Annotated in this window: 23 protein-coding genes; all 23 read left to right on the top strand. The window is 44.8% G+C overall.

Features of this window, described 5'->3' with window-relative positions; genetic code table 11:
• Positions 1–10 precede the first annotated feature (10 nt).
• Positions 11–325, top strand: a complete 315-nt coding sequence (rnpM, locus tag AC58VC_RS08975) for an RNase P modulator RnpM (protein ID WP_326060276.1) — start codon at positions 11–13, stop codon at positions 323–325.
• Positions 315–644 carry a L7Ae/L30e/S12e/Gadd45 family ribosomal protein gene (locus tag AC58VC_RS08970; RefSeq protein WP_497368480.1) on the top strand — a complete coding sequence of 110 codons (330 nt, stop codon included), beginning with the start codon at positions 315–317 and terminating at the stop codon, positions 642–644. Before rnpM ends, AC58VC_RS08970 begins: the two co-directional genes overlap by 11 nt.
• The gene (infB, locus tag AC58VC_RS08965) at positions 634–3,606 is read left to right on the top strand and encodes a translation initiation factor IF-2 (RefSeq protein ID WP_497368479.1); all 2,973 of its coding nucleotides are present in this window, start codon (positions 634–636) and stop codon (positions 3,604–3,606) included. The genes AC58VC_RS08970 and infB overlap by 11 nt, the downstream gene beginning before the upstream one ends.
• Positions 3,607–3,612: 6 nt before the next feature.
• The gene (gene rbfA / locus AC58VC_RS08960; RefSeq protein ID WP_497368478.1) at positions 3,613–3,972 is read left to right on the top strand and encodes a 30S ribosome-binding factor RbfA; all 360 of its coding nucleotides are present in this window, start codon (positions 3,613–3,615) and stop codon (positions 3,970–3,972) included.
• On the top strand, positions 3,969–4,970 hold the full coding sequence (locus AC58VC_RS08955) for a DHH family phosphoesterase (RefSeq protein WP_497368477.1): 1,002 nt from the start codon (positions 3,969–3,971) through the stop codon (positions 4,968–4,970). The genes rbfA and AC58VC_RS08955 overlap by 4 nt, the downstream gene beginning before the upstream one ends.
• Positions 4,967–5,884, top strand: a complete 918-nt coding sequence (gene truB / locus AC58VC_RS08950) for a tRNA pseudouridine(55) synthase TruB (RefSeq protein WP_497368476.1) — start codon at positions 4,967–4,969, stop codon at positions 5,882–5,884. Before AC58VC_RS08955 ends, truB begins: the two co-directional genes overlap by 4 nt.
• A 49-nt stretch (positions 5,885–5,933) precedes the next feature.
• A complete protein-coding gene (locus AC58VC_RS08945) occupies positions 5,934–6,866 on the top strand; it encodes a bifunctional riboflavin kinase/FAD synthetase (RefSeq protein ID WP_497368475.1) in 933 nt (310 codons plus the stop codon).
• Positions 6,867–7,035: 169 nt separating this feature from the next.
• A complete protein-coding gene (gene rpsO, locus AC58VC_RS08940; RefSeq protein ID WP_145656385.1) occupies positions 7,036–7,305 on the top strand; it encodes a 30S ribosomal protein S15 in 270 nt (89 codons plus the stop codon).
• Positions 7,306–7,569: 264 nt separating this feature from the next.
• Positions 7,570–9,672: a polyribonucleotide nucleotidyltransferase gene (gene pnp, locus AC58VC_RS08935; RefSeq protein WP_497368474.1), complete on the top strand. Its 2,103-nt coding sequence runs from the start codon at positions 7,570–7,572 to the stop codon at positions 9,670–9,672.
• 163 nt (positions 9,673–9,835) lie between these two features.
• Positions 9,836–10,888: a polysaccharide deacetylase family protein gene (locus tag AC58VC_RS08930; protein ID WP_497368473.1), complete on the top strand. Its 1,053-nt coding sequence runs from the start codon at positions 9,836–9,838 to the stop codon at positions 10,886–10,888.
• Between the two features lie 106 nt (positions 10,889–10,994).
• A complete protein-coding gene (locus AC58VC_RS08925; RefSeq protein ID WP_497368472.1) occupies positions 10,995–12,251 on the top strand; it encodes a M16 family metallopeptidase in 1,257 nt (418 codons plus the stop codon).
• Positions 12,238–12,693 (top strand): dUTP diphosphatase, encoded by a 456-nt coding sequence (gene dut / locus AC58VC_RS08920; protein WP_497368471.1) that lies wholly within the window; start codon positions 12,238–12,240, stop codon positions 12,691–12,693. Before AC58VC_RS08925 ends, dut begins: the two co-directional genes overlap by 14 nt.
• A gap of 125 nt (positions 12,694–12,818) precedes the next feature.
• Positions 12,819–13,718, top strand: coding sequence for a dipicolinate synthase subunit DpsA (gene dpsA, locus AC58VC_RS08915; RefSeq protein WP_497368470.1), 900 nt, complete (start codon positions 12,819–12,821; stop codon positions 13,716–13,718).
• Entirely contained in the window at positions 13,715–14,308 is a 594-nt protein-coding gene (locus tag AC58VC_RS08910) for a dipicolinate synthase subunit B (RefSeq protein WP_497368469.1), read from the top strand. The genes dpsA and AC58VC_RS08910 overlap by 4 nt, the downstream gene beginning before the upstream one ends.
• Before the next feature lie 36 nt (positions 14,309–14,344).
• Positions 14,345–15,382: an aspartate-semialdehyde dehydrogenase gene (locus AC58VC_RS08905; protein WP_497368468.1), complete on the top strand. Its 1,038-nt coding sequence runs from the start codon at positions 14,345–14,347 to the stop codon at positions 15,380–15,382.
• Positions 15,383–15,426: 44 nt separating this feature from the next.
• The gene (dapG, locus tag AC58VC_RS08900; protein WP_497368467.1) at positions 15,427–16,644 is read left to right on the top strand and encodes an aspartate kinase; all 1,218 of its coding nucleotides are present in this window, start codon (positions 15,427–15,429) and stop codon (positions 16,642–16,644) included.
• A 25-nt stretch (positions 16,645–16,669) separates the two neighbouring features.
• Positions 16,670–17,533 carry a 4-hydroxy-tetrahydrodipicolinate synthase gene (gene dapA / locus AC58VC_RS08895; RefSeq protein WP_497368466.1) on the top strand — a complete coding sequence of 288 codons (864 nt, stop codon included), beginning with the start codon at positions 16,670–16,672 and terminating at the stop codon, positions 17,531–17,533.
• Positions 17,534–17,701: 168 nt separating this feature from the next.
• Positions 17,702–19,378: a ribonuclease J gene (locus AC58VC_RS08890; RefSeq protein WP_145656365.1), complete on the top strand. Its 1,677-nt coding sequence runs from the start codon at positions 17,702–17,704 to the stop codon at positions 19,376–19,378.
• Positions 19,379–19,556: 178 nt separating this feature from the next.
• A complete protein-coding gene (locus AC58VC_RS08885; protein ID WP_497369002.1) occupies positions 19,557–20,297 on the top strand; it encodes a ClpP family protease in 741 nt (246 codons plus the stop codon).
• Entirely contained in the window at positions 20,294–20,530 is a 237-nt protein-coding gene (locus AC58VC_RS08880; protein WP_497368465.1) for a YlzJ-like family protein, read from the top strand. Before AC58VC_RS08885 ends, AC58VC_RS08880 begins: the two co-directional genes overlap by 4 nt.
• A 64-nt stretch (positions 20,531–20,594) precedes the next feature.
• Complete coding sequence (locus tag AC58VC_RS08875; protein ID WP_497368464.1) at positions 20,595–23,165, top strand: FtsK/SpoIIIE family DNA translocase; 2,571 nt, start codon at positions 20,595–20,597, stop codon at positions 23,163–23,165.
• Between the two features lie 139 nt (positions 23,166–23,304).
• Positions 23,305–24,105 (top strand): spore cortex-lytic enzyme, encoded by an 801-nt coding sequence (gene sleB, locus AC58VC_RS08870; protein ID WP_497368463.1) that lies wholly within the window; start codon positions 23,305–23,307, stop codon positions 24,103–24,105.
• 99 nt (positions 24,106–24,204) lie between these two features.
• The gene (gene yfmF, locus AC58VC_RS08865) at positions 24,205–25,485 is read left to right on the top strand and encodes an EF-P 5-aminopentanol modification-associated protein YfmF (protein WP_497368462.1); all 1,281 of its coding nucleotides are present in this window, start codon (positions 24,205–24,207) and stop codon (positions 25,483–25,485) included.

Genomic DNA, 25,485 nt, shown 5'->3' with positions numbered 1-25,485 from the left:
GGTGATCGGAATGAAGCAGAGAAAAGTCCCTCTGAGAAAATGCGTGGCCTGCCAGGAAATGATGCCGAAGAGGGAATTGATCCGCGTCGTCAAAACGCCTGAAGATGACATTCTCATTGATCTTAAAGGGAAAAAATCCGGGCGCGGTGCCTACTTATGCGGTAAGGTTTCTTGTTTTAAATTGGCAAAGAAAAGCAAAGCCTTGGATCGAGCACTTAAGCATGCCGTAAGCGCTGATATTTATGACCAACTGGAACAGGATTTTATTCGGGTTGAAGATGAATTCCTCTCTTCCAAAGAGGAGGAATCAGAAGATGAATCCTAAATTTTTTAACCAATTGGGTTTAGCGATGCGGGCAGGAAAGCTTGTTACCGGCGATGAAGGCGTCTTTAAAGCTATTCGTTCGGGAGAAGCCAAACTTGTCATTATGGCGGAGGATGCTTCGGCTAATACACGTAAGAAATTTCAGGACAAATGCCAATTTTATGGGGTTACTCTCATAGAAATTGCAACGAAGTATGAATTGGGCCGCAGCATTGGTAAAGAGATGCGTGTCACCATAGGTGTATTGGACGGAGGCTTCGCGCAGATGCTGCAGAAAAGTCAAGAAAATCCTGCGGAGGTGGAACATATTGACCAATAAACAACAAGATAATAAAGACAAAACCCGCGTATACGAATACGCCAAACAGCTCAACATGAGTAGTAAAGAGATTATCACCATCCTCAAACGTTTAAATATTCCTGTTAACAATCATATGAGTGTAATGGAAAATGACGCGGTTAGTTCCGTGGAGAAATTTTTCCGTGATATAAAAGCTAATGCGGCTGCCAAACGAGCAGCTACGGACGGAGGAAATGTGAGTTCATCAACGACGAATCAGAATCCTGCATCGCAGGCTCCAGCACAAGAGAATAAAGGTGCAGCAACGGGGGCTTCTAAGCCTGTTGCTTCTTCAGAACAATCAGCCAACAATACAACTAGTGGTGCAGTGACACCACAACAATCAACACAACCAACAACACAACCAACAACAACTACGCAATCTACATCCAATGCGACAAGTCGCCCATCTCAGCCTCAGCGTGATGGACGTCCTCAAGGCTCTTCGCAAGGCGGCGGACAACGTCCAAGCGGCCAAGGTCAAGGTGGACAACGCACAGGTTACCAAGGCCAAGGCGGACAACGTCCAAGCGGTCAAGGTTCCTCACAAGGCGGACAACGTACGGGCTACCAAGGTTCTTCGCAAGGTGGGCAACGTCCAAGTGGCCAGGGTTATCAAGGCCAAGGACAGGGTCAAGGCGGGCAACGTACCGGCTACCAAGGCTCTTCACAAGGTGGGCAACGTCCAAGTGGTGGTGGATCAACTGGCGGGTATAACAGCCAACGTCCAAGCGGCCAAGGCTCCTACCAGGGTCAAGGTCAAGGCGGAGCTCCACGTACCAATAGCAATTATGCGGGATCTCGTCCTAACCAAGGTGCAGGTGCATCTACTGGCGGCGGACAAAGCGCGAATAGTGGCCGTCCGCAAGGAGCGAGCCCTAACCGTAGTACAGGACCAAATCGTCAAAACAAACCTTTTGACAACCGTAACAATAACCAAAGTGGAAGACCCGTTATTCAAGAAGCTAAGCCGCAGTTCCATGTTGGTGCAACAGCAGCTGAATTAGATGATGCAGCAGCTAAGGCTGGTGTGATTACAACTAAGAAATCCAAACCAACGCCTAAGCGTTTTGATGATAACCGCTCTGGCGGCAACCGTGGGCCATCAGGTAACAACCGTGGCAACCAACGTGGTAATAACCGTGGCAGATATCAGCAAGAAACGGTTAAGAAAGAGAAAATTGATAACACACCTAAGAAAATCATCGTTCGCGGCAGCATGACGGTTGGTGAAACAGCCAAATTGCTCCACAAAGATGCTTCTGAAGTTATCAAAAAACTATTGTTCTTAGGAACAATGGCGACGATTAACCAAGAACTTGATTTGGACGCTATTCAATTGATTGCAACTGAATTCGGCGTTGAAGTTGAGATTAAAATTAAAGTCGAAGAAGACAACTTCGAGACGATTGAAGAAGTGGATGATGAGGCAGATCTGCTTGAGCGTCCACCAGTTGTTACGATTATGGGTCACGTTGACCATGGTAAAACGACACTTCTTGATGCTATTCGTAAAACAAGCGTTACCGAAGGCGAAGCTGGCGGAATCACGCAGCACATCGGGGCGTATCAAGTTGAAGTTAACCATAGAAAGATCACGTTCTTGGATACACCTGGTCACGAAGCATTTACAACCATGCGTGCCCGCGGTGCACAAGTTACGGATATTACGATTATCGTCGTAGCTGCAGATGACGGTGTAATGCCACAAACCGTAGAAGCGATTAACCACGCTAAAGCGGCAGGCGTTCCAATCATTGTAGCTGTGAATAAGATTGATAAAGAAGGCGCGAATCCTGACCAAATCAAACAGGCGCTTACAGCCTATGAATTGGTTCCAGAGGAGTGGGGCGGGGATACGATTTTCTGTGAAATTTCCGCGAAACAACGTATCGGACTTGAAAATCTCTTAGAGATGATCTTGCTCGTGGCGGAAGTACAAGAGTACAAAGCTAACCCGAACAAACGTGCAAGAGGAACGGTTATTGAAGCTGAGTTGGATAAAGGAAGAGGCCCAGTGGCTCGTGTCCTGATTCAACATGGTACGCTTAAAGTAGGAGACAGCTTCGTTGCTGGCGTTCACTTCGGCCGTATCAGAGCGATGGTTAATGATAAGGGCAAACGCTTGAAAGAAGCAGGTCCATCTACGCCAGTCGAAATCACAGGTCTAACTGATGTTCCTCAAGCTGGAGATCCATTCTTGGTGTATGAAGATGAGCGTAAAGCGAGAGATATCGCAGATCGTCGTTCCATTGCACTGCGTCAATCCGAGATGACGGCTAATTCACGCGTGACATTGGATGATCTCTTCAAGCATATCAAAGATGGCGAAATCAAGGATTTGAATGTCATTATCAAAGGTGACGTTCAAGGATCTGTTGAAGCACTGAAAAGTTCACTTGAGAAGATCGAAGTGGAAGGCGTTCGCGTCAAAATCCTGCATCATGGTGTAGGGGCGGTTACGGAGTCTGATATTATTCTTGCTTCGGCGTCTAATGCGATTATTATCGGGTTCAACGTTCGTCCAGAGTCTGCTGCGAAAGCTACAGCAGATCAAGAGAAAGTTGATATTCGTCTGCATAATATCATTTACAACGTTATTGAAGAAATCGAGCAAGCAATGAAAGGCATGCTGGATCCAATCTTCAAAGAAGTTGTTCTTGGTCAAGCAGAAGTACGTAACGTGTTCAAAATTACGGGTTCAGGAACAATTGCCGGCTGTATGGTTACTTCGGGTAAAATTGCTCGTAACGCTCAAACTCGCTTGATCCGCAGCGGTATTGTCGTGCATGAAGGCAAAATTGATTCCTTGAAACGTTTTAAAGATGACCAAAAAGAAGTAGCACAAGGTTATGAATGTGGTATATCTCTGGAGCGTTATCATGATATTAAAGAGGGCGACATTATCGAAGCCTTCATCATGGAGTCCGTTGAGAGGTGATAACAAATGGCTAGAGTGCGTGTAGGTCGAGTAAGCGAGCAAGTCAAGAAAGAAATAAGTCAAATCATTCAATCCGAATTAAAAGACCCGCGAATTGGTTTCCTAACTGTTACGGGTGTTGAAGTAACAAATGATCTTTCCTTAGCGCGAGTGTTTCTAAGCGTTATGGGTACGGACGAACAGAAAGAGGCCACTATCAAGGCGCTTTCTGCAGGTTCCGGTTACATCCGTTCTGAGCTTAACAAACGAATTCGGTTACGGAAGATCCCGGAATTACAATTCAAGTTCGATTCGTCTATCGATTACGGCAGTCATATCGAAAACCTGCTCCACAAGATAAACCAGGAAGGAAATCCAAATGTATGAGTAACAGAATGATGCATGCCACCGAATACAGCGAGCAGCTGGAAGCAGCAGCTAAGTTTATCGAGCAGCATGATGATTTCTTGGTGGTATCTCACATCCAGCCGGATGGAGATGCCGCCAGCTCTACATACGCGATGGGTTGGCTTCTGGGTCAACTTGGTAAGACCTTTACCATGATGAATGAGGGCGCTATGCCTTCTAAATTCTCCTACCTATGGGGAAGCGATCAGGTACTTGATTTTAGCAAAGAAGTTCCTAGTAGACGTTACAAGACCATAATAAGTGTTGATTGTGCTGATTTCTCCAGAATAGGTAGGGTCAGCACTCTTTTTGATGAACAGGCCCAGCTGCTCAATATTGATCATCATCCAACCAATGATAGATTTGGTTCGTGTCATTTGATTAAACATGATGCGGCCGCGACTGTTCAAATCTTGTATGATTTAGCTATACATATGAACATGAGTTTGAATTTGGCTATTGGGGACTGTATTTACACGGGGTTGCTTACAGATACAGGCGGCTTTCGTTACTCGAATACTTCGCCGGAAGTTATGCAAATTGGAGCGACTTTGCTTGCTTTGGGCGTGCAGGGATCCGAAATTGCTGAGCAAGTATTAGAGCGAGTGACGTATTCGCAAATTGTTCTTCTTCAGAAGGCGTTATTTACCCTATCATTTGCGCATGAACGCAAACTAGCGTGGCTCGCGGTTTCTTTATCTGATTTAGAGTCTACTGGGGCTTCTAGCGAGGATTTAGATGGACTCGTGAACTATCCTCGTAATGTGGAAGGCGTCGAAGTGGGTATGCTATTTAAAGAGAAGGCGCCCGGTGTAATTAAAGTAAGTCTGCGCTCTTCAGGACTTGTCGATGTTGCAGCGATCGCTCAATCCCTTGGTGGAGGCGGTCATGTGCGTGCGTCAGGCTGCACAATCCAAGGAACAATTGAAGAAGCTGTAGCAAGAATGGTTCAGGAAGTAGGGAGCAAGCTGATATGACGCTAGAAGGCATTTTGCCTGTTTGGAAACCAGAAGGGTTCACATCCCATGATGTTGTAGCCAAAGTCAGAGGTATACTTGGAATTAAACGTATCGGCCATACCGGAACATTAGATCCGCAAGTGACAGGGGTACTGCCGCTTTGCATCGGACGAGCAACCCGGATGGTTGAATATATACAGGAACTGCCGAAGGAATATGAAGCATATCTTCGAATTGGCCTTTCAACAGATACAGAAGATATGACTGGCAACGTACTAGAGGAAGTTCCACTTGTACAATTGGATGAAGCTGTTGTCCGCGAGGCTTTGCTTCGCTTTGTTGGAGAGATCGAACAGACTCCTCCAATGTTCTCAGCTGTTAAGATCGACGGGAAACGGCTGTATGAGCTAGCCCGCGAGGGTAAGGAAGTAGAGCGCAAATCTCGCAAAGTAACCATTCATCAGTTAGACATACTTCATATGGATTTGCAGCAAAAGCATCCGGAAATACATTTTCGTGTTTCTTGCTCTAAAGGGACCTATATTCGAACCTTATGCGTTGATATTGGTAAAGCTTTAGGGTATCCTGCGGTTATGAAAAGCTTAATTCGGACTTCTACAGGCAGTATCCGTCAGGAACAGTGTTTAACCTTTGAGCAAATCAAAGACTTGAAAGCACAAGGCGTGTTGCAAGTCCGTATGATTCCTATGGATCAAGCGATTTCTCATATTCCATCTGTGGAGCTTTCCGAACAAGAAGCTATTCATGCGCAGCAAGGAAAAAGGATTACAATGGCTGAGAGTCGTATATTAGGTGCAGCGGCGGGTTCACAAACCTTGCTCCGTGCTTATTCTCCGGATAAAAGGTTTCTAGGGCTATTTGAATGGAATAGCGCTAGCCAAATCCTGATCCCTTCAAAAGTATTTCTTTAACCCATTACATTCAGGGACAGGTTGAAATGGATAGGTGAATTGAACTTATATGCAAATAATACCAATATCATATCCCATTGATTTTGATACTCCGCGTGTTTTTGTTGGAGAGCAGGTAGTGGCTATAGGTGATTTTGATGGTGTACACTTGGGACACCGAGAGGTCATTGGACGAGCCTTACTTACCGCCCAAAAGCTTGATCTTCCAACGGCTATCATGACCTTCCATCCGCATCCTAGAGCGGTAATGGGGCAGGATAAATATATTGATCTTTTGACACCAATGAGAGAGAAGATGGAGATATTTGCCTCGCTGGGTGTCAATCATACCTACATTGTTACCTTCGATGCTTCGCTAATGCGGCTGTCCCCGGAACTATTCGTGGATCAAGTATTGGATCGGCTTGGTGTGAACAGTGTCATTTGTGGTTTTGATTTTACTTTCGGCTATCAAGGCAAAGGCAACCCGGATTCGCTTTGTGAATTGAGTCACGGGAAATTTTCTGTAGAAGTGGTGAGACCCTTTCAAATGGACGGCGAAAAAGTTAGTTCAACACTCATTCGTGAATCATTGCAACAAGGGGATATTGACACAGTTACTAGACTGCTCGGTCGTCCCTACAGCATTAGCGGTATCGTGGTAGATGGAGAAAAACGGGGAAGACTGTTAGGGTTTCCAACGGCTAATCTTCAATTGGATGAGGCTTATGTCATCCCTACAAATGGCGTGTATGCGATTAAGGCTTCTATCAAAGGGGAAACCTATAAAGGTGTCATGAATATTGGCGTGAAGCCGACTTTCGCTACTGGGGAATTGAAGCCATCGTTTGAAGCTCATTTATTTGATTTCTCTGAGCAAATTTATGGCGAACACATGAAGGTTGAACTCATTGCTTTTCTTCGCCCAGAGCGTAAGTTCTCGTCCATTGACGAACTGGTCGCACAAATCAAGGTCGATGCGGAAGCTGCAAAAAATAAATGATAATTGCCACAGTAGAAACAAACATTTACTTCTACTATGCGATTATGTTATACTGATTAACGTTGCCCAGAGGACAATTCCTTTGGCATGAACCTAAGCTTGGATAGACGCTATCATCGGCGATTTCTAGGCTTACGGGGATACAATAGAATTTAGGAGATGAACAATCATGGCATTAACACAAGAGCGCAAAACACAACTGATTCAAACTCACAAGGTACACGATACCGATACGGGTTCACCTGAGGTACAAGTAGCAATCCTTACAGAGAACATTGTTAACCTTACGAACCACCTTCGTACACACAAGAAAGATCACCACTCCCGTCGTGGTTTGCTTAAAATGGTTGGACAACGCCGTAAGCTTCTAGCATACGTGAAGAACAAAGATGCAAGCCGTTATAGTGCTTTGATCGTGAAGCTTGGTTTGCGTCGATAAAACCGACAATGAGAAGCAACCTGTTGCTCCTTTGCTGGGCTTGATAAAGCTTGCGCAGAGAATGGCAACGAGGTTGCTTTTTCTTGTATTTTTAAAACGGAAAAAGAAGGAAATACTAGACACTACGCAGAAATAGAGGATGACTCAGGTGCTAGGCATTTTGCTCGATACATACGGCGTCTAAAGTTTGAGGTTATTGACCTCTTTTTCTGTGAATGCGCATCAAGACACATAATGAATAAGAAATTTCCTTAGGAGGATTTTATGGAGAAAAGGGTACAAATGGAACTTGGCGGTAAACCGTTCATTCTTGAAACGGGCAGACTTGCCAAACAAGCCAACGCAGCAGTTACCGTTCGCTATGGTGATACGGTTGTGCTAAGTACAGTTACAGCATCCAGCGGACCGAAAGATCTGGATTTTTTCCCGTTGACTGTGAATTATGAAGAAAGACTATATTCCGTAGGTAAGATTCCAGGCGGATTTATTAAGCGTGAAGGTCGCCCAAGTGAAAAGGCTATTCTTGCGAGCCGCTTGACGGATCGTCCGATTCGTCCGCTTTTCCCAGAAGGTTTCCGTAACGACGTCCAAATCGTGTCCATGGTAATGAGCGTGGATCAAGAGTGTCCACCCGAAATCGCGGCAATGATCGGAACTTCTGCAGCGCTTGCAATCTCTGACGTTCCTTTCAACGGTCCTGTTGGCGGTGTTATTGTCGGCCGCGTGGATGGTCAATTCGTTATCAACCCAACGGGTGAGACAGCAGAGAAAAGTGATCTTCATTTAACTGTTGCTGGAACGAAAGACGCAATCATGATGGTTGAAGCAGGCGCCAACGAAGTATCCGAGGACGTTGTGCTCGAAGCTATTATGTACGGACATGATGAAATTCGCAAAATTGTTGCTATTATTGAAGAATTGGTTGAAATCGCAGGCAAGCCAAAAATGGAAGTTAAACTCCATGCGGTTGACGCTGAAGTAAACAAAGCAGTTCGCGACTTCGCGCAGGCTAGACTTGTTGATGCCATCAAAATTTCCGAGAAACATGCGAGACAAGAAGCAATTGATGTTGTGAATGCTGATGCGGTGGAACATTTCACAGCGTTGTATGCTGAAACACCTGGATTGTTAGGCGATGTTAAAGAAACACTTTATGATATCGTTAAAGAAGAAGTTCGTCGTTTGATTACACATGACAAAGTAAGACCAGATGGACGTAAATTGGAAGAAATTCGTGCGATCGACTGCGATATTGACTTGTTGCCGCGTACACACGGTTCTGGTTTGTTCACACGTGGACAAACTCAGGCGCTAAGCATTTGTACATTAGGCGCATTAGGCGATGTTCAGATTCTGGACGGCTTGGATCTTACAGAAACGAAACGCTTCATGCATCACTATAATTTCCCACCATTCTCCGTAGGTGAAGCAAGACCGCTTCGTCCACCAGGTCGTCGTGAAATCGGACATGGTGCACTAGGAGAGAGAGCTTTAGAGCCGATCATTCCTAACGAAATTGACTTCCCTTACACGATTCGTCTTGTATCTGAAGTGTTGGAATCCAACGGATCTACATCCCAAGCAAGTATTTGTGCAAGTACATTAGCGCTTATGGACGCAGGGGTTCCAATTAAAGCACCAGTTGCTGGTATCGCGATGGGTCTGATTAAAGATGGCGATCATTTCTCCATTTTGTCTGATATTCAAGGGATGGAAGATCATCTTGGCGATATGGACTTCAAAGTTGCTGGTACAGCAGAAGGAATTACAGCGCTTCAAATGGATATCAAAATCGATGGTATCGATCGCAGCATTCTTCAACAATCTTTGCAACAAGCTAAAGAAGGTCGTTTGCACATTTTAGGCAAAATGGTTTCACGTATTTCGGAGCCGAAGAAAACTCTTTCCGAATACGCGCCGAAAATTTTGACAATGAACATCAACCCAGATAAAATCCGTGATGTTATCGGAGCTGGCGGTAAAATCATCAACAAAATTATCGAAGAAACTGGCGTGAAAATTGATATCGAGCAAGACGGCCGTGTCTTCATTGCTTCCTCTAATCAAGCAATGAACGAAAAAGCACGTTCCATTATTGAAGGTATTGTGCGTGAAGTTATCGTCGGTGAAACGTATCTTGGTACTGTAAAACGCGTAGAGAAGTTCGGAGCTTTCGTTGAGATTTTGCCAGGTAAAGAAGGACTGGTTCATATTTCTCAAATCTCCACAGAACGCGTAGCGAAAGTGGAAGATGTCGTTAACGTTGGCGATCAAATCACAGTGAAAGTAACAGAAATTGACCAACAAGGCAGAGTAAATCTTTCTCGCAAAGCTACATTAACTTCGCAAGTCCCGGCTCAAACTTAGGGCCGAGTGACTTGTGAAGTCCCTTTTTCATAGGTTGAGTTATGGATAAAGAGTCAGATCAATCTGTCTCTTTTTTGCTATTCAGTTAGACATGGACATGCTCTGTTCTACTCTTGTCCCTTTCTGCATACACTCAGGACATGAGGAGAAGGGGGATCAGTCTATGCGCTACAAGAAATGGCTTCTACTGGGAAGTTTTTTTGCTATGATCATGCTTGCCTTAGATACTATCCCTAATGTAGGTACTTATATTCAGTCCGTGCAAAATGGACAAAGTCCCTATGTATTCGGGACAGATTGGGAGGACGAAGAAGCGCTTCCAGTTTTCGCAATGGAGCCAGTTGGTTCCACCCCATCTAATCCGTCTAAAAGCAATAATTTATTAGATATAATTACACAAGAAGCGGAAAAACGTAAAATTGCTCCTATCAATGCGAAAATAGATTCTGTGTGGAAAGCAATTCCAGGCTATAACGGGCTTGAAGTCGATATTGCGGAAACACTTAAACTTGCTGAACATAAGTTGACACCTGGCAAAATCAATTACGTCATGAAAGAAGTTACTCCTAGTATCCAATTAGATGATCTGGGACCAAACCCAATCTATAAAGGCAATCCCAAAAAGCCCATGGTCTCTTTTATGATCAATGTTGCATGGGGCAATGAGTATTTGCCGAGCATTCTTGAGACACTTCGCAAAGAAAACGTGCACGCCACATTTTTCTTCGATGGCTCGTGGTTGAATAAAAATGTAGAGATGGCAAAAACAATCCAGAGTGCAGGTCATGAATTGTCTAATCATGCTTATTCCCATAAGGATATGAGAAACGTCAGTCGAAGTAAGGCCGTGGAGGAAATCTCCAAAACCGAGCAACTGCTCAAGCAGCAGTTAGGTGTGAACAACACGCTTTTTGCGCCGCCATCGGGTTATTTTAACCAAGAAACTGTGCAAGTAGCTGCTGAGTTTAAACTAAAGACGGTATTATGGACTTTTGATACGATTGATTGGAAAAATCCCGGGGCTGACCGCATTCTGCAGCGGCTATCCACCAGTGTCGAACCAGGCTCGCTCATTTTGATGCATCCTACACCTTCTTCCCGAGATGCACTGCCAGGGATGATCCGAATAATCAAAAATAAGGGGTTAACAATGGGTACGGTAACAGAGTTGCTTTCCTCAAAACGGGTTGCAGAAGCGAACCAAATAGTCAACTGATAGGCGGACAACCTGCAAAGTTGAGTCGCTCGCACATTTTTGTTAGACTGAGGAAGTATAATTTGGAAATGGGAATTTACGGGCTTCATTTTGAGGAGGAAACTTAGTGATCAAATATCGCTTACATAATGGCTTGAGAGTGGTTATGGAACAAATCCCTACTTTTCGATCAGTTACGTTCGGAATTTGGGTGAAGACTGGCTCACGTAATGAGTCTCAAGAACAAAACGGCATTTCGCACTTTATTGAACACATGCTGTTCAAGGGCACGGAACGTCATTCAGCTAAAGATATAGCCGAGATATTTGATGGAATTGGCGGAAATGTCAATGCATTTACCTCCAAAGAGTATACTTGTTATTATGCCAAAGTACTCGATGAGCATTTGCCGCTAGCTATGGATGTACTCTCCGATATGTTCTTTAATTCTTCCTTTGATGAAGGGGAGCTGGAGAAAGAAAAGGGAGTCATATATGAAGAAATTTCTATGTACGAAGATACACCTGATGATTTGGTCCATGACTTATTAGCGAAAGCTTCTTATGGAACTCATCCATTAGGTTATACGATTCTCGGAACAGCTGAGAATTTATCCAAAATGAAGTCCGATGATCTACGTAGTTATATGAAGAAACATTATAATACGGAGAATACGGTACTTAGTATTGCTGGCAATATTGATGACAGTGTTCGCGAGCTGATCGAGAAGCATTTTGGGGGATTCACACAAACAGGTGTGGAAACGAGCTATGATGCTCCGGACTTTGTTGGAGATTTGATTTTCCACGCTAAAAAAACGGAACAAAATCATATTTGTCTCTCACTGCCAGGTCTGTCCCTACAAGAGGAAAACCTGTACCCTATGGTGCTGCTCAATAATGCGATTGGCGGGGGCATGAGTTCCAGACTGTTTCAGGAAATCCGTGAGAAACGCGGCTTAGCTTACTCGGTATATTCGTATCATTCTTCCCATATTGATAGCGGAATGTTTACTATATACACAGGCACAGCTCCTAAACAAACAGAAGAAGTGTTGAAAGTAACGATGGAGCTGCTGCATGATATCGCGGTAAAAGGCATGTTGGAGTCCGAGTTGAAAAAGGGGAAAGAACAGCTGAAAGGCAGCTTAATTCTTAGCCTTGAGAGTACGAGCAGCCGCATGAACCGTTTTGGGAAAAATGAGTTGATGACCGGCAAGCATTACAGTCTGGATGAGATGCTCCAGCGCATTGACAGTGTACAAATGGAGCACATTCAAGCGTTAACCAAAACGCTATTCTCTTCGCCATTCGCTCTTTCTATGGTAGGGAATTCCGATGACGTTATTAGCAGCTTCAGGAGGGATCAGCTTGTCTCTCTCTAAGTTTGACGTCCAAATAAAACGAGTTTCCGGGCAGGAAGATATCCTCTTGCCACAGAAAATGTCTGCAGCCGCAAGTGGCTTTGACCTTCACGCTGCAGTAAGTGAACCTGTTGTTCTTGCTCCAGGAGAGCGTCGGCTTATACCTACTGGTTTTGCACTTAGTATGCCGCCAGAGCTTGAAGCTCAGATCCGGCCACGAAGTGGATTGGCTTTCAAATATGGTATTACGACGCTGAATTCACCAGGAACAATTGATGCTGATTATCGTGGGGAAGTGAAGGTGCTACTGATCAACCTTGGACAGGAAGCGTTCACGATTGGGCGAAATGAGCGCATTGCACAGATGGTGTTTCAGCTCGTACCACAGATTGAGTTAGTTGAAGTTGAAGAGTTGACGGAAACGGAGCGGGGCTCTGGCGGCTTCGGTCACACCGGAAGATAATAAGTAGAACGAAGAACCTCTGTATAGGGGTTCTTTTTTTGTTTCAAAAAGCAGTGGCACCCATCCTTAGGCGAACGCATACTATAACGTATCGAAACGGACCGAGAAAGGGGTGTAAGCAAAGAATGCTTACTGGGATTTCGGTTGCTTTCATGGGTGGAGACGCCCGGCAGCTAGAAGTAATTCAGAAATTTACCGAGCTTGATGCGTCAGTGACATTAATCGGTTTTGACAATCTCGGGAGGCAATTTAGCAGTGTTACGAATGCTAAGCTAGATCCCGTGCTGCTTCAAACGGTTGATGTTCTCATTTTGCCGGCTGTAGGTACGGATGATTCGGGACAAGTGGAATCTATTTTCTCAAGTGAAGAGATGCGATTGACGGACGTTCATATTTCTTCGCTGCCGAAACATGCCAAAGTGTACACGGGAATGGCCAAAAGTTACTTGAAAAATCTTTGTGCCGCACATGGGATCGGAGTTGTGGAGTTATTTGATCGGGACGATGTCGCGATATACAACTCCATTCCGACAGCTGAGGGCGCTCTGATGATGGCGATACAGAACACAGATATTACAATTCATGGTTCTGTATGTATGGTTTTAGGTTTTGGTCGCACGGGTTTCACTATGGCCAAAACACTGCAAGGTTTAGGGGCTACCGTTAAGGTAGGGGTAAGGAAACCAGAGCATTTCGCAAGGGCGTGGGAGATGGGTTTTCAGCCTTTTTATACGAAAGATCTGTATCCGGAAGTGGGGAATATTGACTTGCTTTTTAACACAATTCCGACTATGATAGTCACAGCGCAAGTTATTACCAATATCCCACATCGCGCGCTGATCATCGATTTGGCTTCTAAACCCGGCGGAACGGACTTCCGATTTGCCGAGAAAAGAGGCATCAAAGCGATGCTGGCGCCCGGATTACCTGGCATCGTCGCCCCCAAAACAGCTGGCCGCATCATGGCGAACACATTAAGTCAGCTGATCGAGGAAGACTTCAGAGACAGGAGCGATGTGGAATGAATTGGCAAGGGAAAACAGTCGGTTATGCGTTAACCGGTTCTCACTGTACGCTGGAAGAGGTAATGCCTCAAATTCAGAGATTTGTAGATGCAGGTGCACGCGTCATTCCGATTGTATCTAATACGATCATGACAACGGACACACGCTTCGGTAAATCAGCGGATTGGCAGCAGCAGTTAAAGGACATAACAGGCAACAACATCATTTCGACAATTGTAGATGCAGAACCACTAGGTCCATCCAAGTTGCTTGATGTGATGGTTATTGCGCCGTGCACAGGAAATACAACTAGTAAGCTAGCAAATGCGATGACAGAAAGTCCTGTACTTATGGCAGCCAAAGCGCAAATGCGGAACTTACGTCCGCTAGTTTTAGCTATTTCAACCAATGACGGACTGGGTTTGAATGCGATGAATATCGCTAAGCTTCTGATTACGAAGAACATTTATTTTGTTCCTTTTGGTCAAGATGCACCTGGAGCTAAGCCAAATTCGTTGGTGGCTCGAATGGACTTGATTATGGAAGCTTGTGAATCTGCGTTGGAAGGCAAGCAATTGCAACCCATGATTATTGAGAGATTTCAGTACTAATTTCATATATAAATCTTGAAGGGGAGAGACCAGCTCATGTCCAACCAGAAGCTTTTCAACATCGCCGTCGTCGGAGCAACAGGCGCAGTAGGTGAACAAATAATCCGTCTATTAGAACAACGGAATTTCCCCATCAAGGAATTAAAATTGCTTTCTTCCGCTCGCTCAGCGGGTGTAAAGATCCCTTTCAAAGGTGAAGAGGTAACCGTTCAAGAGGCTACCCCTGATAGCTTTGAGGGTGTGGATATTGCTTTGTTTAGCGCTGGCGGCGACGTTACTAAAGCGTTGGCTCCGCATGCAGTTAAAGCGGGTGCAATATGTATTGATAACACAAGTGCCTACCGGATGGATCCAGACACACCTCTGGTTGTTCCTGAAGTGAATGTTGACAAAATCAACGAGCACAAAGGTATCATTGCAAATCCGAACTGTTCCACGATCCAGATGGTGGCAACACTGAAGCCTTTATACGATCGTTATGGCATTTCTCGTATCATCGTATCGACGTATCAAGCTGTTTCTGGAGCAGGCGCGAAAGCTATTCATGAAATGTTGAGACAATCGAAAGAGGTACTTGCAGGAAACGATGCGAATCCGGATATTTTGCCAGTGGGCTCTTTGCCGGTGAAACACCAAATCGCATTTAATGCAATCCCCCAAATCGACAAATTTCTCGACAACGGATTTACCAATGAAGAAATGAAAATGATTCTTGAAACGAAAAAAATTATGGGTGACGAGTCCCTTGAAGTGACTGCCACTTGTGTGCGTATCCCTGTGGTATATGGACATTCAGAGTCCGTTTACGTGGAATTGAAGGAAGATTTCGACGTAGAAGAAGTGAAAACATTGCTGGCGAATGCTCCTGGTATCGTGTTAGTTGACAACCCTGCTGAGCAGCAATATCCATTAGCGACAGATGCAGCGGGCAAGCTGGAAACTTTTGTTGGACGCGTACGCCGCGATTTGAGCAACCCAAAAGCACTGAATATGTGGATTGTTTCTGACAACCTGCTCAAAGGCGCTGCTTGGAATGCTGTGCAAATTGCTGAATATATTGCTATAGAACAATAATCAGCATTACTGCAATCAAGTTGCAGTGAATATGGGGGAAACTCATGCGAATCCTTGTACAGAAATTCGGAGGTACCTCGCTTTCCACCGCACAAGCTAGAGAACACGTTATTGGACATATTCAAGATGCACTAATCGATGATTACAAACTAGTTGTTGTTGTTTCGGCGATGGGACGTAAAGGGGAACCCTATGCGACTGACACGCTCTTAGACCTTGTTCGTAAGAACGGGGAAGGGCTGCCGGCACGGGAACTCGATTTGCTAATGGGCTGCGGAGAATTAATTTCTGCGGTACATTTGTGCAGCTTATTGCAGTCTAGAGGCATACGCTCGACAGTTTTGACGGGTGGGCAAGCCGGCATTTTAACAAATGACGATCACGGTAATGCTAAGATCGTTGCTATGCAGCCTAACCGCATTTTAGAGTTACTTGAACAAGATATGGTTGTTATTGTTACTGGTTTTCAAGGTAAAACTAGCGAGGATGAGCTGACTACTCTGGGTCGTGGAGGTAGCGATACTTCAGCGACAGCATTAGGAGCGGCAGTGAAAGCCGAGATTGTTGATATTTTCACCGATGTAAATGGGATAATGACAGCGGATCCAAGAATTGTGGAGGACGCTAAACCGCTTATTCGCGTCAGCTTTGCCGAGATTTGCAATATGGCGCATAATGGCGCTAAAGTGATTCATCCGCGTGCCGTAGAAGTCGCTATGCACGCTAATATTCCTATCCGGGTGCGATCCACGTTCACGAAGGAATTAGGCACTTTGGTTACAGCTTCAGACAGCATCCCGCATGATTTGAATCAAGTGAAAGACCGCTTTGTCACGGGGATAGCCCATTTTACGAATATTACGCAAATCTATGTGGCCGCCGTTGAAGGGCAATTTGATCTGCAGCTTCGTGTTTTTAAAACGATGGCGCAGAACCAAATCAGTGTTGATTTTATCAGTGTGAATCCTTCGGCAGTTGTTTATACCGTATTCGACCATGAAGCAGAGCGTGCAGTCAAGCTGCTTAGAAGCCATGGTTATGAACCCCAAGCTTTAAGCGGTTGTGCTAAGGTATCCGTAATTGGCGGGGGCATGAACGGTGTGCCGGGAATTATGGCGCAGATTGTAGAAGCTTTAACGGTAGAAGACATACGGATCCTGCAATCAGCCGATTCGAATACGACGATTTGGGTGCTTGTTCAAGGTGAAGATATGATTAAATCCGTTAAGGCATTACATCATAAATTTGGTTTAAATAAATGAATATGAGATTCAGGAGGTGCAAACGGTGGATTTTGGAAGAGTAATCACAGCCATGGTCACTCCGTTTGACGAGCAATTACAAGTCAACTGGGACCAAGTAGAACCGCTAATCAATTATTTGATCGAAGAGCAGCAGTCTGATAGCCTCGTAATTTGTGGGACCACTGGTGAGGCGCCTACATTAAATGACGAGGAGAAGCTGAAGCTTATCGAGCTATCCGTTCGTTATGCAAGGGGGCGTTGCAAAATCATTGCAGGTACCGGAAGCAATGACACCGCACACACCATCCATTTCTCCAAAAGAGTTGAGAAACTCGGAGTCGATGCTTTGCTCATCGTTGCTCCTTACTATAACCGCCCATCGCAAGAAGGGCTGTACCAGCATTTTAAAGCAGTTGCTGAATCCGTTAAAGTTGGTATCATGCTTTATAATGTACCGGGACGTACTGGTGTCAATTTGGATGCAGAAACAACAATTCGTCTTTCTCACATTTCGAATATTGTGGCAACCAAGGATTGTGCGAACACGGATCAATTAACCCGTATTCTTAACGATGCAGCTCCTGGTTTCCTAGTATACAGCGGGGATGATAGTAATGCCCTTCCAGCAATATCCGTTGGTTGTCATGGAATTATTAGCGTTGCGAGCCATGTGATTGGAAAAGAAATGCAATCTATGGTAAAGTATTATTTAGAAGGTAACATTCAGCAAGCGGCAGAGCTTCATCGTAAGCTGCACCCTGTGTTTATTGGCATTTTCCGTGTTCCGAGTCCTGCACCGATTAAGCATGCTCTTGCACTGAAAGGCATTCAAACAGGGGGCGTGAGACTTCCGTTAGTTCGCGTATCCGAGCAAGAAGGACAATTCATCCAATCACTTTTTGTATGATAACGCCTAATGAATCGGTGCTCCGGCATCGGTTTTCTTTTTTTGGGGAAGCTATTGTAATCGGTATTAACTTGTATTTGTTGTTTTTTTTCATGTATAATGGTTGCAAGTGACTAGTTCGGTTTTTCATTTAAAATTCGTCGTCCAATCTTAGAAGGAGGTATATTCTTGTCCAAAAAAAATATTGATAAACTTTTGATCTTCGCTCTTGGCGGCGTGGGCGAAATCGGAAAAAATATGTATTGCGTTCAGTATGCGAACGATATCATCGTCATTGATAGTGGTTTGAAATTTCCTGAGCAGGACATGCTCGGAATTGATATTGTCATTCCAGATATCGGATACTTAACGGAGAATCGGGATAAAGTACGCGGCATTATCATTACTCACGGCCATGAAGATCATATCGGCGGCTTACCTTACGTGCTTAAGCACCTTAATGTTCCACTGTATGCTACAAAGCTTACAATGGGTCTCATTGAGGCGAAGCTGAAGGAAGCGAACTTGCTCGGTACGACGAACCGGATCCTCATTAACGCGGATACCGTGCTTTCTTTAGGCACTCTTACAGCAACATTCTTCAAAACCAATCATAGTATCCCTGATTCTGTCGGTGTCGCTCTGGATACGCCGGAAGGCGTCGTTGTTCATACAGGGGATTTCAAATTTGATCAAACTCCTGTGAATGATCAATATGCCGATTTGCACCGTATGGCAGAGATCGGGAAGAAAGGCGTTCTAGCCTTGCTTTCTGACAGTACCAACGCAGAACGACCTGGTTACACAGGTTCGGAGCGCAGTGTGGGCGTTGAGATTGAAGAAGTGTTCCGTAAAGCTAAACAGAGAGTTGTCATTGCAACTTTTGCATCCAACATTCATCGTGTACAACAGGTGTTTGATGCAGCGGCTGCTACGAATCGTAAAGTTACCGTTATTGGTCGAAGCATGGTAAATGTGGTATCGATTGCAAGCGAATTAGGTTACTTGAACATTCCGGATGGCATGTTGATTGAGCCAGAAGAAGTGAACAAGCTTGCTGCTGATCGGGTTGTCATTCTTTCCACTGGAAGCCAAGGCGAGCCGATGTCTGCACTTACAAGAATGGCGCGTTCCACCCATCGTAAAGTTGATATTTTACCAGGTGATACGGTCATTATTGCAGCTACGCCGATTCCAGGGAACGAACGTGACGTAGGTCGTACCGTAGATGAATTGTTCCGTATTGGTGCTAATGTTATTTACGGGCCAGGTTCAGTAACCGGTGTACACGTATCAGGTCACGGTAGTCAAGAAGAATTGAAGCTTATGCTCAATTTGATGAAGCCGAAATACTTTATTCCAATTCACGGTGAATATCGCATGCTACGTCAACATGGTCTCCTTGCTGAGTCTGTGGGTATGGCGAAAGAAGATATTTTTATGTGCGATATCGGTGACACGGTAGAAATTCAAAATGGGGTTGCACGCAAAGGATCTAAAGTTCAAAGCGGCAACATTCTGATTGATGGACTGGGCGTCGGGGATGTAGGCAACATTGTGTTGCGTGACCGTAAGTTACTGTCTCAGGACGGTATTCTTGTAGTTGTCGTTACTCTCAGTAAACAAGATGGCAAAATTTTATCCGGACCGGATATCATCTCTCGTGGATTCGTATATGTACGTGAGTCAGAGGGCCTCTTGGAAGAAGCCAATCGTATCGTTACCAACACATTAACGAAGTTAATGAACGAAAATGTAAATGAATGGGCATCTTTAAAAACTAATGTAAAAGATGTTCTCGGACGCTTTTTATATGAACAAACCAGAAGAAGACCAATGATCCTTCCAATTATCATGGAAGTCTAGGCTCGAACAGTCACTTGAACCTATGCAAATAGCAAAGCTCTCTCCATCACTGGAGGGAGCTTTTTTCAGTTGGTTCTTAAGTAGAAAATGATGCATGAAAGGAACCAAGATTATTCATACTATGGGAGATTGTGATCCATGCATGTAAGGATTGTTAGTCAAACATGAAGGGGGACTTATTGTGGCATCATCAACAGAACCGACGAAACAGCAAGAACCAGTAGCAGAGGAGGGGAAGAAAAATCCTGTCCTCGAAAATATTCAGCAACTAGGGCAAACCAATACGATTTCGGGTGAATCGAACATTTTTTGTCTTACCATTATCGGACAAGTGGAAGGCCACATCGTTCTTCCACCGCAGAATAAAACAACGAAATATGAGCATCTCATCCCACAATTGGTCGCAGCGGAGCAGAACCCAAAGATTGAAGGCGTTATGATCATTTTAAATACAGTGGGTGGAGATGTTGAGGCTGGCTTAGCGATAGCAGAGATGGTTGCGACCCTCTCGAAGCCTTCAATCGCGTTAGTTCTTGGGGGTGGGCACAGCATCGGTGTCCCTATAGCGGTTTCAGCAGATTATTCCATTATTGCAGAGACAGCAACGATGACGATTCACCCGATCCGATTAAATGGATTAATTATCGGTGTTCCACAAACTTTTGAGTATCTGGACAAAATGCAAGAACGTGTGGTGCGATTCGTAACGAAACATTCCAATATAACGGAACAAAAGTTTAAAGAGTTGATGTTTAAGACAGGCGAGCTGACAAGGGATATCGGGACAACGGTCATTGGTGAGGACGCTGTGAAATACGGCTTAATCAACCAAGTCGGCGGGATCGGTGATGCTATTCGAGAACTCAATATGCGCATTGAATCGAAGAAGGCAGCTATGGGTGGTGGCATGGTACAATGATTCATTACTCGGTTGTGCCAATGGATGTGATCTTTGAAGGGGCAGATACGTATGAGCCCAAATTCATGGATATTGATCAGGGTGGAATTAAGATGCAGATAGAGCCACTTAGCGGCTTTCAGGCACGCATTGTAAGGCTGTACAGCTGTAACCCACAGGATTATTTAAAAGAGCAATATGCCCCTGGAACGATAATTTCATACAGTCCAATTGTGGAGTCTTCACTCACTTAAAGCGTTGTTCCTGTATCATCCCTCAAGCCAAATATGGTATAATGTGGACTTGGGGGTGACAAGCGTGGCGAAACGCAAGAAGAAAGGTAAGGCTTTAAAAACTAGCTTGTTATTCGAATTGTACGGAATTCTCATTTTGATTTTTTCCGTCATTGCACTTGCTCATCAAGGACATGTCGGGAACTCATTGATTTACCTTTTCCGCTTTTTTGTTGGAACATGGTATTCGTTGGTGCCTCTCATTTTCATATATGTGGCCTTATATGCCATGATCAAACGTGCTTGGCCACAGATGGTGACGCCTAAGAAAGCAGGCATTTTGCTGTTTATTCTTGGACTGCTGATAAAAAATCATATTGATTTATTTGCTCAGTTGTACCCCGATGGTGGATTTACGTCAGGTAAAATCATTTCGTCGACATGGAGCGCCATGCTGGAAGGGCTGCATCCGACGGAAGCAGGAAAGGCTGCGCTTGAACATGGTATTGGCGGCGGGATGATCGGTGCCACGCTGTATAGTATCTTGTACTTTTTATTTGACTATTTGGGTGCAAGATTGATCCAGTACGCCTTATTTGTAATAGGATTTATTCTGGCTACTGGCATTTCTTATGTAGATATCGGGAATGTGATCCGCGGAAGGTTCAGCAATGTCGGACAGAATTTCAAAGACAGAATGAAAGAATGGCTGCAGGATCGAGAAGGGCGACAACCTGCGCAAGTAGCCACTGCTTCGGCCTTTGGCGCTAATGACAAGAAAGTAAAGAGACAGGCTTATGTCCCTGTTGACGATGAGTTCGATGAAGAAGTATTCCAGCCAGTGAAGCGCAAGAAATCACCGCTTATTATGGAGCTCTTGCGACCTATTAAAGAAGGTCGGAAGAAGGCAAATACAGCTGCAAGCGATGAGAATGAAGATGATCTTTTACATAATGCAGAAGCAGCGGAAGCTTCCGAACAAGTGGTTTATAAATCGAATGATGGGCGTACTGCCGGCGATATCTCTTCAGAGGATCAGCCTGTTACACCGATCATTCGCGATTTTCAGGAGCAAGTGTTCCAAGAAGCACAACAATCGGTTAAACCTGCTTCGGCTGCAGCTACAACTACAACTGTGTTGCCTAAGTCAAAACCATCTTCAGCTGGTGATGCAGCTGCTGAAGATGAGCCTGTGACTTTAGAGTTTCAAGATAATGTACCGGTCGTTCAAACTCGGCCTTACGAAATGCCTGCACTCGAACTATTGGCGAAGCCGGCAGTTGGCAAAGGCAGTGAGATGTCTGACTACAAAGCGAATGCCAGAAAGCTCGAAGCCACCTTGGAAAGTTTCGGTGTCCGTGCCAAGGTTCTCGAGGTCGTCAGAGGACCTGCGGTAACGCGGTATGAGATTCAGCCAGATGTCGGGGTGAAGGTGAGTCGAATTGTATCTTTAACCGACGATATTGCATTGGCACTCGCTGCCAAAGATATTCGGATGGAAGCTCCAATTCCGGGTAAATCGGCGATTGGGATTGAGGTTCCAAATCTAGAGGTTTCAATCGTAACGATGCGAGAAGTGATGGAAACGTCAGCTTTTCAAGAATCCAGCTCTCGCTTATCTGTTGTACTTGGGAGGGACATTTCTGGACAACCTATCGTCGGGAATTTGGCTAGAATGCCCCATTTACTAGTAGCTGGTGCCACGGGGTCAGGTAAATCCGTTTGTATCAACGGGATCATTACGAGTATCTTGTACAAAGCTAAGCCGAACGAAGTTAAGTTTTTGATGATCGACCCCAAAATGGTTGAGCTAAATGTTTACAATGGGATACCGCATCTTCTAGCGCCGGTTGTTACAGACCCACGTAGAGCTTCTCTAGCTCTTAAGAAGATCGTTGTCGAGATGGAGAAACGATACGAGCTGTTCTCGAAGAGCGGCACGCGAAATATTGAAGGTTACAATGCTATGCTAACCGAGAGCGGCACTGCAGCTCCACTGCCTTACTATGTTGTCATTGTAGACGAGTTGGCTGATTTGATGATGGTCGCGGCAAATGACGTGGAAGATTCGATCTGCCGATTAGCACAGATGGCTCGTGCAGCAGGTATTCACTTGATTATTGCTACACAACGGCCTTCCGTTGATGTTATCACGGGGGTAATCAAAGCAAATATCCCTTCACGTATTGCGTTCGGTGTTTCCTCACAAGTCGATTCACGGACGATTTTGGATATGGTTGGAGCGGAGAAGCTGTTAGGTCGAGGCGATATGCTTTATCTACCTGTTGGCGCATCCAAGCCGGTACGTATACAAGGAGCTTTTTTATCTGACCAAGAAGTTGAACATGTCGTAACTTTTGTACGCACGCAAGAACAAGCCAATTATCAAGAAGAATTGGTACCGCAAGTTGAAGAAATGCCTGAGCAGCAAAATGAATTCGAGGACGAGCTGTATGATCAAGCCGTTCAAATCGTGCTAGAAGCGAAACAAGCCTCCGTTTCCTTGCTTCAAAGACGCATGAGAGTTGGCTATACGCGCGCAGCAAGGCTTGTGGACGCCATGGAAGCCAAAGGAGTTGTCGGTCCTTATGAGGGAAGTAAACCCCGTGAGGTGCTGATGTCAATTGAACAATACCAGCACAATCGAATTAGTTGATACCGGTCGTAGGATGAATACTTGGACACTCTCTTTCTAGAGAGTGTTTTTGTTTGCATAAACAAAGACCCCCTTTCTCATAATAAGCTAAGAAAAGCAAGAAAAGGCTCTTATTTGAAAAGTGAGGTTGAGAAGGGGAATGAATAAACGATTAATTGTGCTAACCTTTTGTATTGTCTTCGTATTGGTTGTTGCATTCCAATTGAAAGGAAAGTTCAACCCGCCAGCAGAAGAAACGTTCAGCAAAAATGAGATACGTTATGGAGCTACGGGTACAGACGTCAATGAACTACAAGGGCGTTTGAAATTCATCGGTTTTTATGGCGGTAATATAGACGGTGACTATGGGTATAAGACATTAACGGCTGTGAAACGTTTCCAAGGCGAGTTTGGGATGACGGTAGATGGTATTGTAGGAGCAAAAACGAAGCTTAAGCTCTGGGAAGCCACGAAGAATTGGAAACCAACAGCGCCAGCAACAGGAGGAAACACAGGCGGTGGAGGAGGTGGAAGTACCGGTGGTACCGAGACAGGAACTTCCGACCAAAAGCCGGCTAATTTGCTTCCATCTAATAACCTGGGGCTTTCAGAGCAGGATATTAACTTGATGGCTAATGCAGTGAATGGTGAAGCCCGCGGAGAGCCGTACGTTGGACAAGTTGCGGTAGCAGCAGTAATTTTGAACCGCGTCAAGAATCCAAGCTTCCCCAACACGGTTTCGGGCGTTATCTTTCAACCTGGTGCATTCACTGCAGTAGCAGATGGTCAAATTTGGCTCACACCTAGCGAATCGACGAAAAAAGCGGTTAAGGATGCATTAAGCGGTTGGGATCCTACAGGCGGGTGTATCTATTATTTTAACCCAGTAACAGCAACCTCCAAATGGATTTGGAGCAGACCACAGGTTAAGAATATTGGCAAGCATATTTTTTGTAAATAATTTTGACTTGGACAAGGAGAAGGGACCGGCATTGGTTGCTTCTCCTTCTCGTATAGGAATATAATGGAACTATTACGATCTTAGAAGGGAGACAGACCTTTGAAGCATATACAATTTGAGCGCAGTACACTAAATCATATTCGTTTGCATGTGCTGCCGACAGATCGGTTCAAAACGTTTGCTATTTCCGTGTACATAGGCCGTCCCTTAGATGAAGAAATGGTCACGAATACCGCCCTTACTCCTTTTGTATTACGCAGAGGAACTGAATTACGGCCGGAAACGCAGCAATTTCGAGAGTATTTGGATGATCTTTATGGCGCAGGTTTTGGTTTTGATATTTACAAAAGAGGCGATTATCAAATTGTGCAGATGCGAATGGATATTATTAATGACCGTTTCGTAAAATCAGCGCAATCACTCTTGAAACAAGGGCTTGATTTTGTTGGAGAAACACTGACACGTCCTGCTCTAGAGGGTAATCATTTTCGCAGCAAATATGTAGATTCCGAGAAGCAAACGCTCCAGAAGCGTATTGAGTCTGTTATTAACGATAAAATCAGGTATGCTGCTGAGCGCTGTATCGAAGAAATGTGCAGTGACGATCCGTATCGTCTTCACCCATTGGGTAAAATAGCTGATCTTGACCGCATCAATTCCGAACAGCTTTACGAACAGTATAGACAGTGGCTTCAAACACAGCCGATAGACATCTATGTAGTTGGCAACACAACGTTAGCTGAAGTTGAAGGAATTGTAAAAAGTGCATTTAAGATTGAACGTACTCTAGATGTTGGTTACGTAACTACGGCTCCGCGGGGTGCCTCAGGTGAAGTGAAGACTATCGTCGAGCGATTGGACGTTAATCAAGGTAAATTGAACATGGGACTGCGCACGAATATTTCCTATGGTGATGAGCTTTATCCAGTAGCCCTAATGTACAATGGGGTTCTGGGTGGGTATCCGCATTCCAAATTGTTTATCAACGTTCGTGAGAAAGCGAGTCTTGCTTATTATGCTTCTTCTCGATTTGATGGGCACAAAGGTATATTAACGATTCAATCCGGTATCGAAATGGCCAATTATGAGAAAGCGGTTGATATTATTCGCAAGCAGCTAACGGCTATGGAGCAGGGAGATATTAATGATATTGAACTAAGCCAGACCCGAGCTATGATTGCGAATCAGCTTCGCGAAATCCAGGATTCCGCTTTTGAATTAATTTCTTTTGATTTTAATGCGATCTTATCTGGTAAAGAGCGTACAGTAGCGGGCTTAATCGAGTCCGTGGAACAAATCGATATTCCGGCGATTGCCGAAGCTGCTAAGCGGGTTCAACTGGATACGATTTACTTTTTACGGGATCAGAAAGGAGAGTAG

The sequence above is a fragment of the Paenibacillus sp. J22R67 genome (assembly GCF_059692175.1).
Note: the sequence above shows the minus strand (reverse complement) of the source record. Positions and strands in the feature narration are given on the sequence as shown.